A 13385-nucleotide genomic window follows, 5' to 3' on the forward strand; every position below is an offset into this window, starting at 1 on the left:
CGTGCCTGCGACGTGCCGGACACTTGCCTACCGGGCGTTCGATCCCATGGATCGTCATTTCAAGAAATTTCTAAGCGAGCCACGCGCAGGGGCCGCCGCCCAGGCCGGTGGGACATTTCCAGGAAAATTGAAACCGTAGCCCATCGGCTACCTCCCCGTTTACATTTCTTGGAGATGCGCGGAGTCGAGAGGGTGCACGTGGCTGAGCCGACACACTATGAAGAGGGCATCCATCACGGTGCCGGAGCCCGCCTGGCGCTCGCCCACTCGAACATCGTGCAGATCCAGCGCAGGCTGAACCAGATTCCCGCGACGCTCGGAGCGGCCTGGCAGGGCGATGCCGCCCATGCCTACAAGGCCGTACTCGATGAGTGGGACCCGCACTTACAAAGTGTCATCGACACGCTCGACGACATCTCCGAGAAATTCAAGGGAGCATGACAATGGCCGTGCCCCATATCAGCCGCGCCGATTCGCACGACATGGAGGAGGTCGCGGCGGAGCTCGGCCGGGCTTATGCGAATCTCGTCGGCGAGCTGGCCGTCCTGGAGGCCGACCTCAAGGCCCTGGAGATGCGCGACGGCGCCGCCAAGGGCGTCTACCTGGACGCCAAGGAGAAGTGGAACGCGGCGGTGGTGGCTATGGGCGACACCATGCAGCGCTTCAGCACGGCACTCCACGAGGAAGCGACCGAGCAGGCCCCTTAGACGGTGTCGCCCGCCTCCCAACGCCTTCGGCGTGGTCAGGCGGCGGCATCCAGTCGCGAACGTAGTTCCCCGGGGAGCACCACGGCGGCGCCTGCCAGGGCCTCCTCCAGTTGGGCGGCGCTGCTGACGCCGACGATCGGCGTCACCGGTGGGTCGCCTCCGGCCAGCCAGGCGAGCACCACCTGGTTGCGGGTCACGCCGAGCTCGGCCGCCACCTCGGTCAGCACGGCCAGCCGCCGGCTGGTTCCCGGGTGGTCGTACGTCTCGGGCAGAGGCCGGTCGTGGCGGGTGTAGGAGCCGTTGAGCAGCGGAGTGTAGGCCCACAGGGCGACCTCGGGGTGTGCGGTGACGTAGTCGAGGATCTCGTCCGTCACCCAGCCGAAGCGGTGGCTCTGGTCCGGCACCTTCGCCCAGGGGCGTGGGCTGAGGAAGGAGTGGCGCAACTGCAAGGCGGTGTATCCCGGCCATCCGTTGACCTGAGCGATGTTGCGGGCGCGCTCCACCCGCCACAGGGGGTGGTTGGACGCGCCGAGGCGGGCCACGGTGCCGGACTCGACGAGCAGCGCCAGCGCCTGCCCGGTCTCCTCCAGCGACACCGACCGATCCTCCATGTGCGTCCAGAACAAGTCGATGTGATCGGTGCCCAGGCGGCGGAGGCTGTCCTCGGCCGCCGTTTTGATAGCGGAGGCCGACAGCCCCTCCCGGTTGGCGGGCCACTCTCCGCCGCCGACCGGCTGCGCGCCCGCCTTCGTGCTGAGGCGAACGCGGTCACGGAGTCCGGGACGCTTGGCCAGCCATTCACCGATCACTGTCTCACTGTGCCCGCCGGCACCGTCCGGGTCGGACCAGAACGCGTAGCAGTTCGCCGTGTCGATCAACGTGCCGCCCGCGCCCATGAAGCGGTCCAGCAGGTCGAACGCGGTCCGCCTGTCCACCTGGCTGCCGAAGCGCATCGCCCCGAGCGCGAGGTTCATCTGTTCCATATCGTGCTCCCTTCGCCGCACAGGCAGGATTCTGGTGGCTGGAGTGAACTCAAGGTCAACACCCAGATCGGGTCGTTCGACCCCGGCCGCAGCCGTCAGACGGGTACCAGGACGAGCTTGCCGCGGACATGCCCTGCCTGGCTCTCGCGATGAGCGGCGGCCGCGTCGGTCAACGGATAGGCGCGGGCGATGGGCAGCGTGATCGTGCCCGCCGCCACCAGCGCGATCACTTCGGCCAGAATGCCGCTCATGTCCTCGGGCTCGCCGTAGGCGAACCGTGCGCCCAGCGACTGTGCCGACGCGTCGGCGATGGAGATGACGCGATCGGGGTTGCCGGTCAGCTCCACCAGTTCGGCGAGGGAAGCCCGCCCCGAGGCGTCGACGGCGGCGTCCACACCTCCCGTGACGACAGCCCGGACCCGGTCGGCCAGGCCGGCGCCATGGCTCACCGGGATGGCACCGAGAGAGCGCAGGTAGTCGTGGTTGGCTGGGCTCGCCGTGCCGATCACCGTGATTTCGCGATGCCGGGCGACCTGGGTCGCGACGGTTCCCACCCCGCCGGCCGCGCCGTCGATCACGATCGTCTCGCCCCGCGCCAGGGGGAGCTGGGCGAAAACGTGATAGGCCGTGGTGGCGGCCACCGGCAGGGCGGCCGCGACCTCCCAGGACACCGCGGCGGGTTTCGCGGCGATGGCGTCGCGGTCTGCCAGCGCCAGTTCGGCGTAACTTCCCGAGAGCGCCTTGCCGAAGACCTCGTCTCCGACGGCGACATCGGTCACGTCCGGCCCGACGGACTCGACGACGCCGGCCACGTCGACCCCGGGAACTGCCGGAGACCGCACCGGCATCACGGCGGCCATGGCGCCGCTGCGGATCTTCCAGTCGATCGGGTTGACACCGGCGGCGCGGACCGCGATCCGGACCTGCCCCGGGCCGGGCTCGGGCATCTCGCACTCGGCCACCCGCAGGACCTCGGCCTCGCCGTACTCGAAGAACATCACAGCCCGACAGATCCGTTTCATGGTTTCCTTTCGCCAGGTGGCGCCCATCCCTGACAGGGCCTGGCCCACATGCAGCCGGCGGACGAAGCCAGGAAGGACGCGAACCGGTCCGCCGGTCCGATAGAATACGGTCCACTGGTCCATTTATGCAAAGGGAGCGTGGCCGTGACCGAACGCGCTGATGCCGCCCGCAACCGCGCCACCGTGCTGACCGCCGCGGAAGCGCTCTTCCAGCGGGAGGACCTTGAGCATGTCAGCCTGGCCCGCATCGCCCAGGCCGCCGGCGTCGGCAAGGCCACGGTCATGCGCCGCTTCGGCGACCTGCTGGGACTGGTCGAGGCGGTCATCGAGCCACGCGTCGCCGCCCTGCGGGACCGCGTGCGATCGGGAGAGCCCCCGCTCGGGCCCGGAGGAGACGCCTGCGCACGACTCCACGCCTATCTCGATGCCCTGTTCGACTTCGTCCTGGACAACCGCACGCTCATCCGCGCATTGGAGCACTACGGACCGCACGCCTACTACGCCAACCCCGCCAGCCGGTTCTGGATCGACGAACTCGCCGCCCGGATCCATGCCGCCCGGCCCACCGTCGACGCCCCGTACCTCGCCTACGCCGTCTTCACCGCGCTCCGCGCCGACGTCATCGACTACCTTCACCTGCATCGGCACATGGGCATCGAACGGATTCGCGCGGGCGTGCACACCCTCGCTGACCCGCACCAGTGAGCCCTGAGCGCGGGGCGGGCCGTTGCCCTGGGCCGGCGCGGGGTCAGCGCCGGAACAGGTCCAGGAGTTCCTCCGCCCGCTCCGTGCGGGCGATCCACATCTCGCGCCCGCGCCGCTCCCGCGTGATGAGCCGCCCCGCCCGCAGCCGGTCGCAGTGGTACGTGAGGCCGCTGGGCGCGAGATTCATCCCCGTCGCCAGCATGGACATGGTCATGGGCTGGTCGAGCGCGCAGAGCAGGTCGGCCCGGACCGGCCCGACGAGCGCGGACAACTCGTCCACGGCCGGCGCGACGGGCCTGCGCCACAGCGACTCCGCCCCGGGGACGGGGTAGGCGATCCACACCGCGTCCGGGTTGTCCAGGCTGACGATCACCGACTCCCGGCCGGCCAGCATCGGCACCAGGACGATGTCCCGGCCGCCCAGGTCGTACGCGCCGGGTTCGGAGTCGGAGATGAGCAGGCCGCGCTCGCCGTACACGATGCGCTCGCTGAGCGCCCCCAGCAGCAGCTCGGCCCCGCCGCGCACGGTGGCGATGCCCACCCGCTGGACCTCCCGGTCCAGCAGCGCGCGGGCCTGCTGCCACAGGGGCTCCGTGATGTTCCACACCTCGGCCAGCGCGCCCGCGTAGCCGCGCAGCCAGTACGCGGGGTGTTCGACGGCCGAGCGCCAGCGGGCCGGCGGCCCCCCGGGGCCGAACGTACGCTCCAGATCCTTGACCATGTCGTCCGGCGGGAAGTCGCGCAACGCGCTGATCTGCGACTGCACCGTGATGTCGCCGCCGACGGGCGCCCGCGGCACCAGGAAGTCGGGCGAGACCGAGTGGCCCGGCGCGGCCAGCGGGCGTACCGCCTCGTGGCCGATCCGGCCGACCCGGGAGCTGATCGCCCGCCGCCAGAGTTCGGGCAGGCCACGGCGGCGGCCGGCGAGGGCGTCGGCGATCATGGCGAGGGCCGTCAGGTTGGGTGAGAGGGAGATCTTGAGCCGGGGTGTGGAGCGGACGCGCAGCTCGCTCCACACTTTCGTCCTTATGACTTGAGCTCTCACGGGTGGGAGGGTAGGCGGGGAGCACATTGCCGGAGACAAGGTTTCAACAATGCTCGAAACATCAGCGATCGGGCTATTGTCAACTGCTACGTGATACGAACGCTGCGGCTCTCGATGGTGTTCGTCCGCTCCGGGGTCACGTTCATGAATACGTCCTCTGTGTGCTGCCGAAGTGCCGGGGTCTGCCGGGCACACGAGGGAACTTACGCCCTTTTGCTAACTTCTGGCTTTCATGCCCCTTACAGTCGCCTGTCACACATCTGTCCCACCCATCCCGTCACCCGGCCTGATCCCGGCCGAGCTCGGCAGTCGTCACCTTAATCGCGCATGCCGTCGAAGAGGATGGTCAGCGCGCGATGGCGGAGCTGCTCGCTCCACCCATCGGTCATCGCCCCTTGGCAGATCGCCGCGAGCAGGGCGATCAACTCATCGGGTCGCAGGTCGTCGCGGACGGTGCCTGCCTTCTGGGCGCGCTCGAGCAGCATGTCGGCGGCGGGCCGGAGGCGTGTCAGGGCGTCGCCGACGTGGACCCGGGTTCCGGTTTCGGCGAGTCGCTCGAACAGGGCCCTGTTCTGGGCGCTGATCGCCATGACGCGGGTGCAGAACTCGAAGAGGGCTGTTGCGGCTTCGGAATCGTTGACCATCGCATCGACTTCAGTGATGAGTCGGTCCAGCAGATTCATCACCACAGCCGCGAGGAGTTCGGGTTTGGTCGGGAAATGGCGAAACACCGTGCCGATCGCGACGCCGGCGCGTGCGGCCACTGCCTCGGTCGAGGCCGACGCGCCTTGCTCGGCGAACACGGCTTCGGCCGCCTCCAGGATGCGGCTTCGATTGCGGCGAGCGTCGGCGCGAACTGGTCGTTCACCAGCACCGTCGCTGGCAGGCGGCACGCTTTCTCGATTCATTGGTCCTCCAACAGTTGCCAATGTGAGTGAGACTCATTATGTTGTCGAGTCACACTCACTTTAACTCAGGAGATTCGACCATGACCCGAACCACGACCGAGTCAGCAGGCCCACTCGCGATCTACGCCCGCATGCAGGAAGCAGTGCTGAACGGGGACGGCGCTGACGCAACACTCCTTCCAGCTGAGCTGCTGGCCGAAGATGTCGTGGTGGAGACGCCGTTCGCCCCTCCAGGCATGCAGCGCTATGAGGGTCGCGAGGCGTGGCTGTCGTACTACCGCACCGGCGGCGCGGGCCTGCTGGTGCGGTTCGAGCAGTTCCGCGAACTGACCACCCACCAGACCGACGACCCCGAGGCCATCGTCGTCGAATACGAGCTGACCGGAACGGTCATCGCCACCGGCGTTCAGGCCTCGGTGACCTGTATAGCCGTGCTGGGGATCCGCGACGGCCTGATCAAGTATTGGCGCGAGTACCAGAACATCCCGGCGATCACCGAGGCGCTGACCAAGTCACCGGAGGACCTCGCCGGCGCGGACGCGCCAGTCCAGTAGCGCTCGGACCTGACACAGCTCACCACGCCGGCCCGGCGCCTGCCCCTGGCGGCCGTGCTCGCCCGCGAGTGAAGGACGGCATGGGTTCTCTGACACCGGAACGTAGATCCCTTTCACCCGGACGAAGAGATCCATGCCTTCGGGGTGGGTTTTGCACCACGACCTTCCTGGTGGGCCAGTGGCCGGAGCCCCCGCCGGGATGGAAGGCTGCCCGCAACCGCCCCGGTCCTCCTGCGAACGGATGGCCGGGGCGGAACCTCCGCAGGGTGCACCGGAAGGAGCGCAACATGACGCAAGACGCCGGCCGCGTCGCGGCGAAGCGGATCAATGACCACGTGGAGGTCGTCCACGTGGACAACCCGGGCGCGGTGCTGGAAGTACCTCGCCGTGACTGGGAGCGGTTCACCGCGGCCGTCAAGTCGGGGGCCTTCGACCTGGAGGCACTCCACCGGGAGGCTGAGGAGCACGTCGCCTGACGTGCTCCTACGCACCACAGGGGCGCCCGCTCTCGCGCAGGAGGGCGGGCGCCCTCTCGCGTCCCGGGGTGGTGACTCCGTCATGAGTGCGGACCGGCCCCGCACCGGGCACGATGGTGCTCATGAACGCCGTGGAGTCCCGCCCGGACCGCCCCGCCACCATCGCCGACGTGGCCAGGCTGGCCGGGGTCTCCACGGCCACCGTCTCGTACGTGCTCAACGGCCGCCACATCGGCCGCATCCCCGAGCGGACCCGGACGAAGGTCCGCTCGGCGGCCAGGCGGCTCGGATACGTCGCCCAGTCCAGCGCGAGATCGCTGTCGCGCGGGCGTACCGACCTGGTCCTGGTCTACCTGGGGGACGGGGGCGTGCTGCGCAACCGGCTGGCCACCACCGAGCTGACCCGGCTGGGCGCCGAGCTGCGCAAGGCGGGTTACGGGTTCCTGCTGCACGGCGACCCCTCGCTGCGCGGGGTGCGCGCTGCCCGGGCGTGGGCGGCGCTGCGCCCGGCGGCCGTGCTGGCCGACGTCGCGTGCTTCACCCGGACCAACGTGGAGTTGCTGCACGGGTCGGGCGTCGTCGCGGTCGGCGTGGGGCGCGAGGAGTCGCCGCTGGTGCCGACGGTGCTGCTGGACGACTCGTCGGTGGGCAGGGTCGCGGCCGGGCACCTGGTCGAGCGGGGCTGCGGTGACCTGGTGGCGCTGATGCCGCGCGAGCCGGGCCTGCGGCCGCTGGCCGAGGCCCGCCTGCGCGGCGCGCGGGAGGTGGTGGCGGCGCGCGGCGGGCGGATCAGGACGGTCTCGATGGGACTGGACCCGGCGGAGGCGCGGGGGATCGCCCGCGGCTGGTCCGGGGGAGACGACCGCCCCGACGGGGTGTTCGGTTTCGACGACCAGCACGCGGGGATGCTGCTCGGTGCGCTGACGGACGCGGGCCTGCGGGTGCCCGGCGACCTCGCGCTGGTCGGTGCGGAGGACGAGCCGCTGTGCGAGATGCTGCGCCCCCGCCTTACGTCGGTCGGGGTCGCCCGCCTCCGGGCCGGCATCGCGGACCTGGTCCTCGCCGCCGTCGAGCGCCGCTGGGACCCGGCCCGCGCCGTCCTGTCCTGGCCCACCCGGCTCCAGCGGCGCGAGACCTGACGGTCAGAGGCTTCAGCGCCGAACCGGAGGGTTGATAGTTACGAGAACTTTTCCGAAACTTTCGGTGGGGCGGTGCTGGCGCGCGTGACGAGGTCGGTCGCCAGCTCCACGCGGTTGCCGGGCAGCGGCTCGCCCTGCGCCAGGGCGACGACCATGCCGGTCGCGGCGGCCGCCATCTCGGTGAGCGGCTGGCGGACCGTGGTCAGCGCCGGGATGACCCACTGCGCCGGTGGCAGGTCGTCGAAGCCGATCACGCTCAGCTCGTCGGGGATGCGCCACCCGAGCTCGCTGGCCGCCTGGTAGACCCCCAGGGCCTGCCAGTCGTTGAAGGCGAAGATCGCGGTCGGCGGGTCGGGCAGCAGGAGCAGCTCGCGGCCGTGCGCGAGCCCGGCCGCCACCCGGAAGTCGCCCTCCCGGATCAGGGCGGGATCCACCGGCACGCCGGCCGTGTCCAAGGCCGCCCGGTAGCCGTCGAGCCGCGCCCGGCTGGACAGCGCGTGCGCGGGCCCGGTGATGGCGGCGATGCGCCGGTGCCCCAGCTCCAGCAGGTGCCGGGTGGCCGACAGCCCGCCGCTCCAGTTGCCCGCCCCGACCGAGGGCACCCCGTGGCCGGGGTCGCCGGTGGGATCGACCAGCACCAGCGGGATGTCACGGGTGTCGAGCCGGTCGCGCTGCTCGGGGGTGAGCCCGGCGAAGACCGCGATCACGCCGGTCGGGCGGCGGGTCAGCGCGTCCTCGATCCAGCTCCGGCCGGGGGTGTGCCCGCCCCGCTGGTCCGACAGCACCACGGCCAGCCGGTGTTCCCGGGCGACCTGCTCGACCCCCTTGATGATCTCCATCTCGTACGCGCCCTCCAGCTCGTTGAAGACCAGCTCCAGCAGGGCGGAGGGGTTGGCGCGGCGCTTCTGCCGCCGGTAGCCGTGCTCCCGGATGAGGCGTTCGATGAGGGCGCGGGTCTCCGCCGAGACCTCCGAGCGGCCGTTGACCACCTTGGAGACGGTCGCGACCGACACCCCGGCCAGCTCCGCGAGCTGCGCGATGGTCGGCGGCGTGCCCCTGGAGGGGGCGGCATCCCTGGTCGTGGTCATGATCGCAGCCTGGTTCCGGACATTCGCGGAGCCTCCGAAAGTTTCGGTGATTCTACGAAATATTCTTGACAAGGTTCTCGATGGCAGCTTAAGTTCCGAATCTAATGGTCGGGACGGACTCACGAAAGTTTCAGCCATGACATCTGTGAACGTGCCGGGCCTGGCGCCCTGGCGGGACACGACCCGTACGACCGACGACCGGGTGGAGGCCCTGCTGGCCGAGCTGACCCTTGAGGAGAAGGTGGCCCAGCTCGGCTCGGTCTGGATCCAGACCGACGAGCCCGGCAACCAGGCGCCCCTGCAGGACCTCTTCATGGATCCCGGGAAGCTGGAGGACCGCCTGGAGCGCGGAGTCGGCCACCTCACCCGCGTCTTCGGCACCGCCCCGGTGACCCCCGCCGAGGGCGCGGCCCGGCTGCGCTCCCTCCAGGAGCGGGTGATGGCCGCCAACCGGCTGGGCATCCCGGCCATCGCCCACGAGGAGTGCCTGACCGGGTTCGCGACGTACGGGGCCACCGCGTACCCGACGCCGCTGGCCTGGGCGGCGACGTTCGATCCCGGGCTGGTCGAGCGCCTGGCCGGGGCGATCGGCGCCGACCTGCGCGCCGTCGGCGTGCACCAGGGCCTGGCGCCGGTGCTCGACGTCGTACGGGACTACCGCTGGGGCCGGGTGGAGGAGTCGCTGGGCGAGGACCCGTACCTGGTCGGCCAGCTCGGCGCCGCCTACGTGCGCGGCCTGGAGGGCGCCGGGATCGTCGCCACGCTCAAGCACTTCGCCGGGTACGCCTCCTCACGCGCGGCCCGCAACCACGCGCCGGTCAGCATCGGGCCCAGGGAACTGGCCGACGTCGTGCTGCCGCCGTTCGAGACGGCCCTGCACGAGGGCGGCGCGCGCTCGGTCATGAACTCCTACACCGACCTCGACGGCGTCCCGGTCGGGGCCAGCGTGGACCTGCTGCGGCGGCTGCTGCGTGAGGAGTGGGGGTTCGGCGGGACGGTGGTGGCCGACTACTGGGCCGTCCCGTTCCTGGCCTCCATGCACGGCGTGGCCGAGGACGACGCGGCGGCCGGGGCGGTCGCGATGCTGGCGGGCATCGACGTCGAGCTGCCGGAGACCGTCGGCTACGGCGAGCACCTGGTGGCGCACGTCCGCGCGGACCGGGTCGCGGAGTCGCTGGTCGACGAGTCGGTACGCCGGGTGCTGCGGCAGAAGGTCGAGCTCGGCCTGCTGGACGGCGGCCCTCTCGTCCCCGGCGGCGCGGACGAGGTGGACCTGGACGGCCCGCGCAACCGCGAGCTGGCCATGACGCTCGCGGAACGCTCGATCGTGCTCCTGGACAACCCCGAAGGCCTCCTCCCCTTCGACCCGGAGGGGAACGCCCGCATCGCCGTCGTCGGCCCCTGCGCCGACGATCCCCGCGTCCTGCTGGGCTGCTACTCCTTCCCCAACCACGTGCTCGACCGCTATCCCGAGCACGGCATGGGGCTGCCCGTCGCGTCGATCAGGGAGCGGCTGGCCGACGAGTTCCCGCACGCGGACGTGCGCCACGCGCTCGGGGTGGACGTGTGGGGCGGCGACGCATCCGGCATCGGCGAGGCCGTGGCGGTCGTGGAGGAGGCGGACGTCGCGCTGGTGTTCGTGGGCGACCGGGCGGGGCTGTTCGGCGGGGGCACGTCCGGGGAGGGCTGCGACGCGGCCGACCTGCGGCTGCCCGGCCTCCAGCCGGACCTCGTCGAGGCGGTGCTGGCCACCGGCACGCCGACCGTGCTGGTCGTGGTGTCGGGTCGGCCGTACGCGCTGGGCGCGTACAAGGACCGGGTGGCCGCCGTGGTCCAGGCGTTCTTCCCCGGGGTGGAGGGAGCGGCGGCGGTGGCCGGCGTGCTGAGCGGCCGGGTGAACCCGTCCGGCCGGCTGCCCGTGCAGATCCCCGTCTCGCCGTCGATCAACCCCACCACCTACCTGCAGCCGCCCCTGGGCCGGCGGGCGGACGGGATCACGGTGCTCGACCCCACGCCCGCGTACGCGTTCGGGCACGGGCTGTCGTACTCGGCCGTCGAATACCTGGACATCGTGACCGACCGCGCGGAGCTGCCCACCGACGGGACCGTCGAGGTGCGGGTCACGGTCCGCAACACCGGCGCCCGGCCCGCCGAGGAGGTCGTGCAGCTCTACGCGAGTGACCCGGTCGCGCAGGTGGCCAGGCCCGCGCTCCAGCTCGTCGGGTTCGCGCGGGTCGCGCTGGTGCCGGGGGAGAGGCGGGCGGTGGTGTTCGAGGTGCCCGCGGACGCGTTCTCCTACACCGGGATCGACCTGCGGCGCGTCGTCGAACCGGGGACCATCGTGCTGGCCGCCGGGCCGTCGGCCGCCGAGCCGCCGCTGCGCTCGGTCGTCCGGCTGCGGGGGGAGACGCTCGTGCTCGGGTCCAGGCGCCGGCTCACCACCCGTACGCGGACGGAGGAGGCGTGAGAACCCGTACCTTCACCAACCCGGTGCTCGGCGGCTTCCACCCCGATCCGAGCGTGTGCCGGGTCGGCGCGGACTACTTCCTGGCGTGCTCCAGTTTCGAATACTTCCCCGGCGTGCCCATCTTCCACAGCCGCGACCTGGTGCACTGGCGCCAGCTCGGCAACGTGCTGGACCGGCCCGAGCAACTGCGCATCCCGCCTGACACGCCCGCCTCCCGCGGCGTCTACGCCCCCACGCTCCGCCACCACGACGGCCGCTTCCACCTGATCACCACCAACGTGAGCGATCGGGGCCACCTCATCGTGACCGCCGACCGGGCGGAGGGCCCGTGGTCGGACCCGGTCTGGATCGACCTGCCCGGCGTCGATCCCGACCTGGCCTGGGACGACGACGGCTCGTGCTGGTGCGCCTTCTCGGGCACCCGGGTCGCCCGCATCGACCCCGTGGCGGGCAAGGTGCTGGAAGGCCCCTATCCCGCCTGGACGGGCAACGGGCTGCGGCAGCCGGAGGCGCCGCACCTCTACCACATCGGCGACTGGTGGTATCTCCTGATCGCCGAGGGCGGTACCGAACGCGGCCACTGCGTCTCCGTCGCCCGCGCCCGCTCGCCGCGCGGCCCGTACGAGCCCGGCCCCGCGAACCCGATCCTCTCCCACCGCGGCACCGACCGGCCGATCCAGAGCACCGGGCACGCCGACCTCGTGCAGGCCGCCGACGGTACGTGGTGGATGGTGCTGCTGGCGACCCGGCCGCGCGGGCACACCCCGGCGTTCCACGTGATCGGGCGGGAGACGTTCCTGACGCCGGTGCGGTGGGTGGACGGCTGGCCGGTCGCCGGGCCGGTGCTCGACTCACATCCCGCGCCCGCGGCCTGGCACCCGTTCCCCGCGCTCCCGCCGCGGGACGACTTCGACGCCGCGGCGCTGGCGCCGTACTGGATCTCGCCGCGCGGCCGGCCCGACGGGTCGTGGTCCCTGGCGACCCGGCCCGGCTGGCTCACCCTGAACGCCACCGGGCCGACGCTCGACCGGCCGGGGCACACGTTCGTGGGGCGGCGGCAGCAGCACCTCGACTGCCGCGTCAGCGCGCGGCTGGACCCCGGCACGGCGCGCTCGGGACTGTCCGTACGGGTGGACGAGGCCCACCACTACGACCTGGAGGTGACCGGCGGAGAGGCCCGCGTGGTGGCCAGGATCGGGCCGCTCAGCCAGTGCGTGGCCCGGCACCCCGTGCCGCCGGGGCCGGTCACGCTCGGCATCGACATCCGCACGACCGGCGTGCTGCCGCCGTCCGTGACCGCCGCGACCGGCGATCCGCTGGGCGTCGCCGCGACGGGCCCGGACACGATCGCCTTCTCCGCCAGCGGGGTGCTGCTGGCCGAGCTCGACGGGCGCTACCTGTCCACGGAGGTCGCCACCGGGTTCACCGGCCGGGTGATCGGCATGTACGTCACGGCGGGCACCGCCTGCTTCGACTGGTTCGACTACGAGGCGACCGGCTGACGACCCGGCTCAGATCACGCGGTCACGAAGTCGGCGATGAGGACGGTGGCGTCCTCCTTCGGCTCCGCGGCGGCGATCTCGTCGTACAGCCTGTCCAGGCAGGCGACCGGGGAGGTCGCGCCGGTCAGGAGTTGCTTCATGCGTGGCACGCCGAGGGCCTTGAGCACGCCCTCGGTGACGATGACGACCCGGTCACCGGGGCTCAGCGACACGGCGCCGAGCTCGGGATTGAGCGCCGACGACATGCCGACGCCGCGCAGCAGCGGGCCGTCGTCGAAGGAGTGCGTCGTGGTGAGCGGCTGCGGCTCCCGGCCCTTCGGGCAGTGCCAGATCGCGCCGTTGCCGACGTGGGCGAAGCGCAGCCGGGGCCGCTCGCCCGCGTCCAGGACGATCAGGTCCAGGGTGCTGACCAGCTCGGGGGTGGCGGGGTTGCGCAGCGACGCGGTGCGGACGGCGCGGTGCGCCGCCTGGGTGCTGCCGTCCAGGTCCTGCTCCCGCGTCCCGGCGTGCTGCGGCCTGGCCCCGACCACCGCGCCCAGGGCCAGCGCGGCGGCCGTGTGGCCCAGCTCGGTTCCCCCCGTGCCGTGGGCCGCGGCGATGAGCCGCTCCTGGATGACGTAGGCGTCGGACGGCAGGCCCTGCGAGCCCTCGTACGTACCGCCCACGGCCATGAGCCGGGCCCGCCCCCCCGGCATGCCGGCCGGCCAGTTCCCGCGCCGGCCGCGCACCGTCATCACCGACAGGCACGAGATGAGAAATGTGATCACGAAGAAAGTCATGGGTCCCCTC

Annotated in this window: 14 protein-coding genes; 8 read left to right on the forward strand and 6 right to left on the reverse strand. The window is 71.7% G+C overall.

Translation table 11 applies throughout. From position 1 onward, the window contains the following. Window positions 1–174: 174 nt before the first annotated feature. Both ABGB18_RS07280 and ABGB18_RS07285 read left to right on the forward strand, forming a co-directional pair. The gene (locus tag ABGB18_RS07280; protein WP_347694585.1) at window positions 175–441 is read left to right on the forward strand and encodes a WXG100 family type VII secretion target; all 267 of its coding nucleotides are present in this window, start codon (window positions 175–177) and stop codon (window positions 439–441) included. Window positions 442–443: 2 nt separating this feature from the next. After that, the gene (locus ABGB18_RS07285) at window positions 444–707 is read left to right on the forward strand and encodes a hypothetical protein (protein WP_347694586.1); all 264 of its coding nucleotides are present in this window, start codon (window positions 444–446) and stop codon (window positions 705–707) included. A 35-nt stretch (window positions 708–742) separates the two neighbouring features. Here the strand turns inward: ABGB18_RS07285 and ABGB18_RS07290 are convergent, their stop codons facing one another. Together ABGB18_RS07290 and ABGB18_RS07295 are read right to left on the reverse strand one after the other, a co-directional pair. After that, on the reverse strand, window positions 743–1690 hold the full coding sequence (locus ABGB18_RS07290) for an aldo/keto reductase (RefSeq protein WP_347694587.1): 948 nt from the start codon (window positions 1688–1690) through the stop codon (window positions 743–745). Window positions 1691–1785: 95 nt separating this feature from the next. After that, window positions 1786–2712, reverse strand: a complete 927-nt coding sequence (locus ABGB18_RS07295; RefSeq protein ID WP_347694588.1) for an NADP-dependent oxidoreductase — start codon at window positions 2710–2712, stop codon at window positions 1786–1788. Window positions 2713–2856: 144 nt separating this feature from the next. Between ABGB18_RS07295 and ABGB18_RS07300 the strand changes: the two genes are divergently transcribed. Beyond that, window positions 2857–3417, forward strand: coding sequence for a TetR/AcrR family transcriptional regulator (locus tag ABGB18_RS07300; protein ID WP_347694589.1), 561 nt, complete (start codon window positions 2857–2859; stop codon window positions 3415–3417). A 43-nt stretch (window positions 3418–3460) separates the two neighbouring features. Here ABGB18_RS07300 and ABGB18_RS07305 read toward each other — a convergent pair whose 3' ends face one another. Next, window positions 3461–4462 carry a winged helix-turn-helix domain-containing protein gene (locus ABGB18_RS07305; protein WP_347694590.1) on the reverse strand — a complete coding sequence of 334 codons (1002 nt, stop codon included), beginning with the start codon at window positions 4460–4462 and terminating at the stop codon, window positions 3461–3463. A gap of 317 nt (window positions 4463–4779) precedes the next feature. After that, entirely contained in the window at window positions 4780–5370 is a 591-nt protein-coding gene (locus tag ABGB18_RS07310) for a helix-turn-helix domain-containing protein (protein WP_347694591.1), read from the reverse strand. 80 nt (window positions 5371–5450) lie between these two features. On the opposite strand from ABGB18_RS07310, the gene ABGB18_RS07315 reads away from it, so the two are divergent. From ABGB18_RS07315 to ABGB18_RS07325, 3 genes are all read left to right on the forward strand, one after another. Next, window positions 5451–5924 carry a nuclear transport factor 2 family protein gene (locus tag ABGB18_RS07315; protein WP_347694592.1) on the forward strand — a complete coding sequence of 158 codons (474 nt, stop codon included), beginning with the start codon at window positions 5451–5453 and terminating at the stop codon, window positions 5922–5924. Window positions 5925–6211: 287 nt separating this feature from the next. Further along, a complete protein-coding gene (locus ABGB18_RS07320) occupies window positions 6212–6400 on the forward strand; it encodes a hypothetical protein (protein ID WP_347694593.1) in 189 nt (62 codons plus the stop codon). Window positions 6401–6522: 122 nt separating this feature from the next. After that, window positions 6523–7539, forward strand: coding sequence for a LacI family DNA-binding transcriptional regulator (locus ABGB18_RS07325; protein ID WP_347694594.1), 1017 nt, complete (start codon window positions 6523–6525; stop codon window positions 7537–7539). Window positions 7540–7577: 38 nt separating this feature from the next. Here the strand turns inward: ABGB18_RS07325 and ABGB18_RS07330 are convergent, their stop codons facing one another. Then, the gene (locus tag ABGB18_RS07330) at window positions 7578–8627 is read right to left on the reverse strand and encodes a LacI family DNA-binding transcriptional regulator (RefSeq protein ID WP_347694595.1); all 1050 of its coding nucleotides are present in this window, start codon (window positions 8625–8627) and stop codon (window positions 7578–7580) included. 136 nt (window positions 8628–8763) lie between these two features. Here ABGB18_RS07330 and ABGB18_RS07335 point away from each other — a divergent pair, with 136 nt between their 5' ends. Both ABGB18_RS07335 and ABGB18_RS07340 read left to right on the forward strand, forming a co-directional pair. After that, window positions 8764–11094 carry a glycoside hydrolase family 3 N-terminal domain-containing protein gene (locus ABGB18_RS07335; protein WP_347694596.1) on the forward strand — a complete coding sequence of 777 codons (2331 nt, stop codon included), beginning with the start codon at window positions 8764–8766 and terminating at the stop codon, window positions 11092–11094. After that, window positions 11091–12596, forward strand: coding sequence for a glycoside hydrolase family 43 protein (locus tag ABGB18_RS07340; RefSeq protein ID WP_347694597.1), 1506 nt, complete (start codon window positions 11091–11093; stop codon window positions 12594–12596). The genes ABGB18_RS07335 and ABGB18_RS07340 overlap by 4 nt, the downstream gene beginning before the upstream one ends. A 14-nt stretch (window positions 12597–12610) precedes the next feature. Here ABGB18_RS07340 and ABGB18_RS07345 read toward each other — a convergent pair whose 3' ends face one another. Next, on the reverse strand, window positions 12611–13375 hold the full coding sequence (locus ABGB18_RS07345; protein WP_347694598.1) for a SpoIIE family protein phosphatase: 765 nt from the start codon (window positions 13373–13375) through the stop codon (window positions 12611–12613). Between the last annotated feature and the right edge of the window lie 10 nt (window positions 13376–13385).

Origin of the sequence: Nonomuraea sp. B12E4 (assembly GCF_039871825.1) — a bacterium.
Classification (GTDB): Bacteria; Actinomycetota; Actinomycetes; order Streptosporangiales; family Streptosporangiaceae; genus Nonomuraea.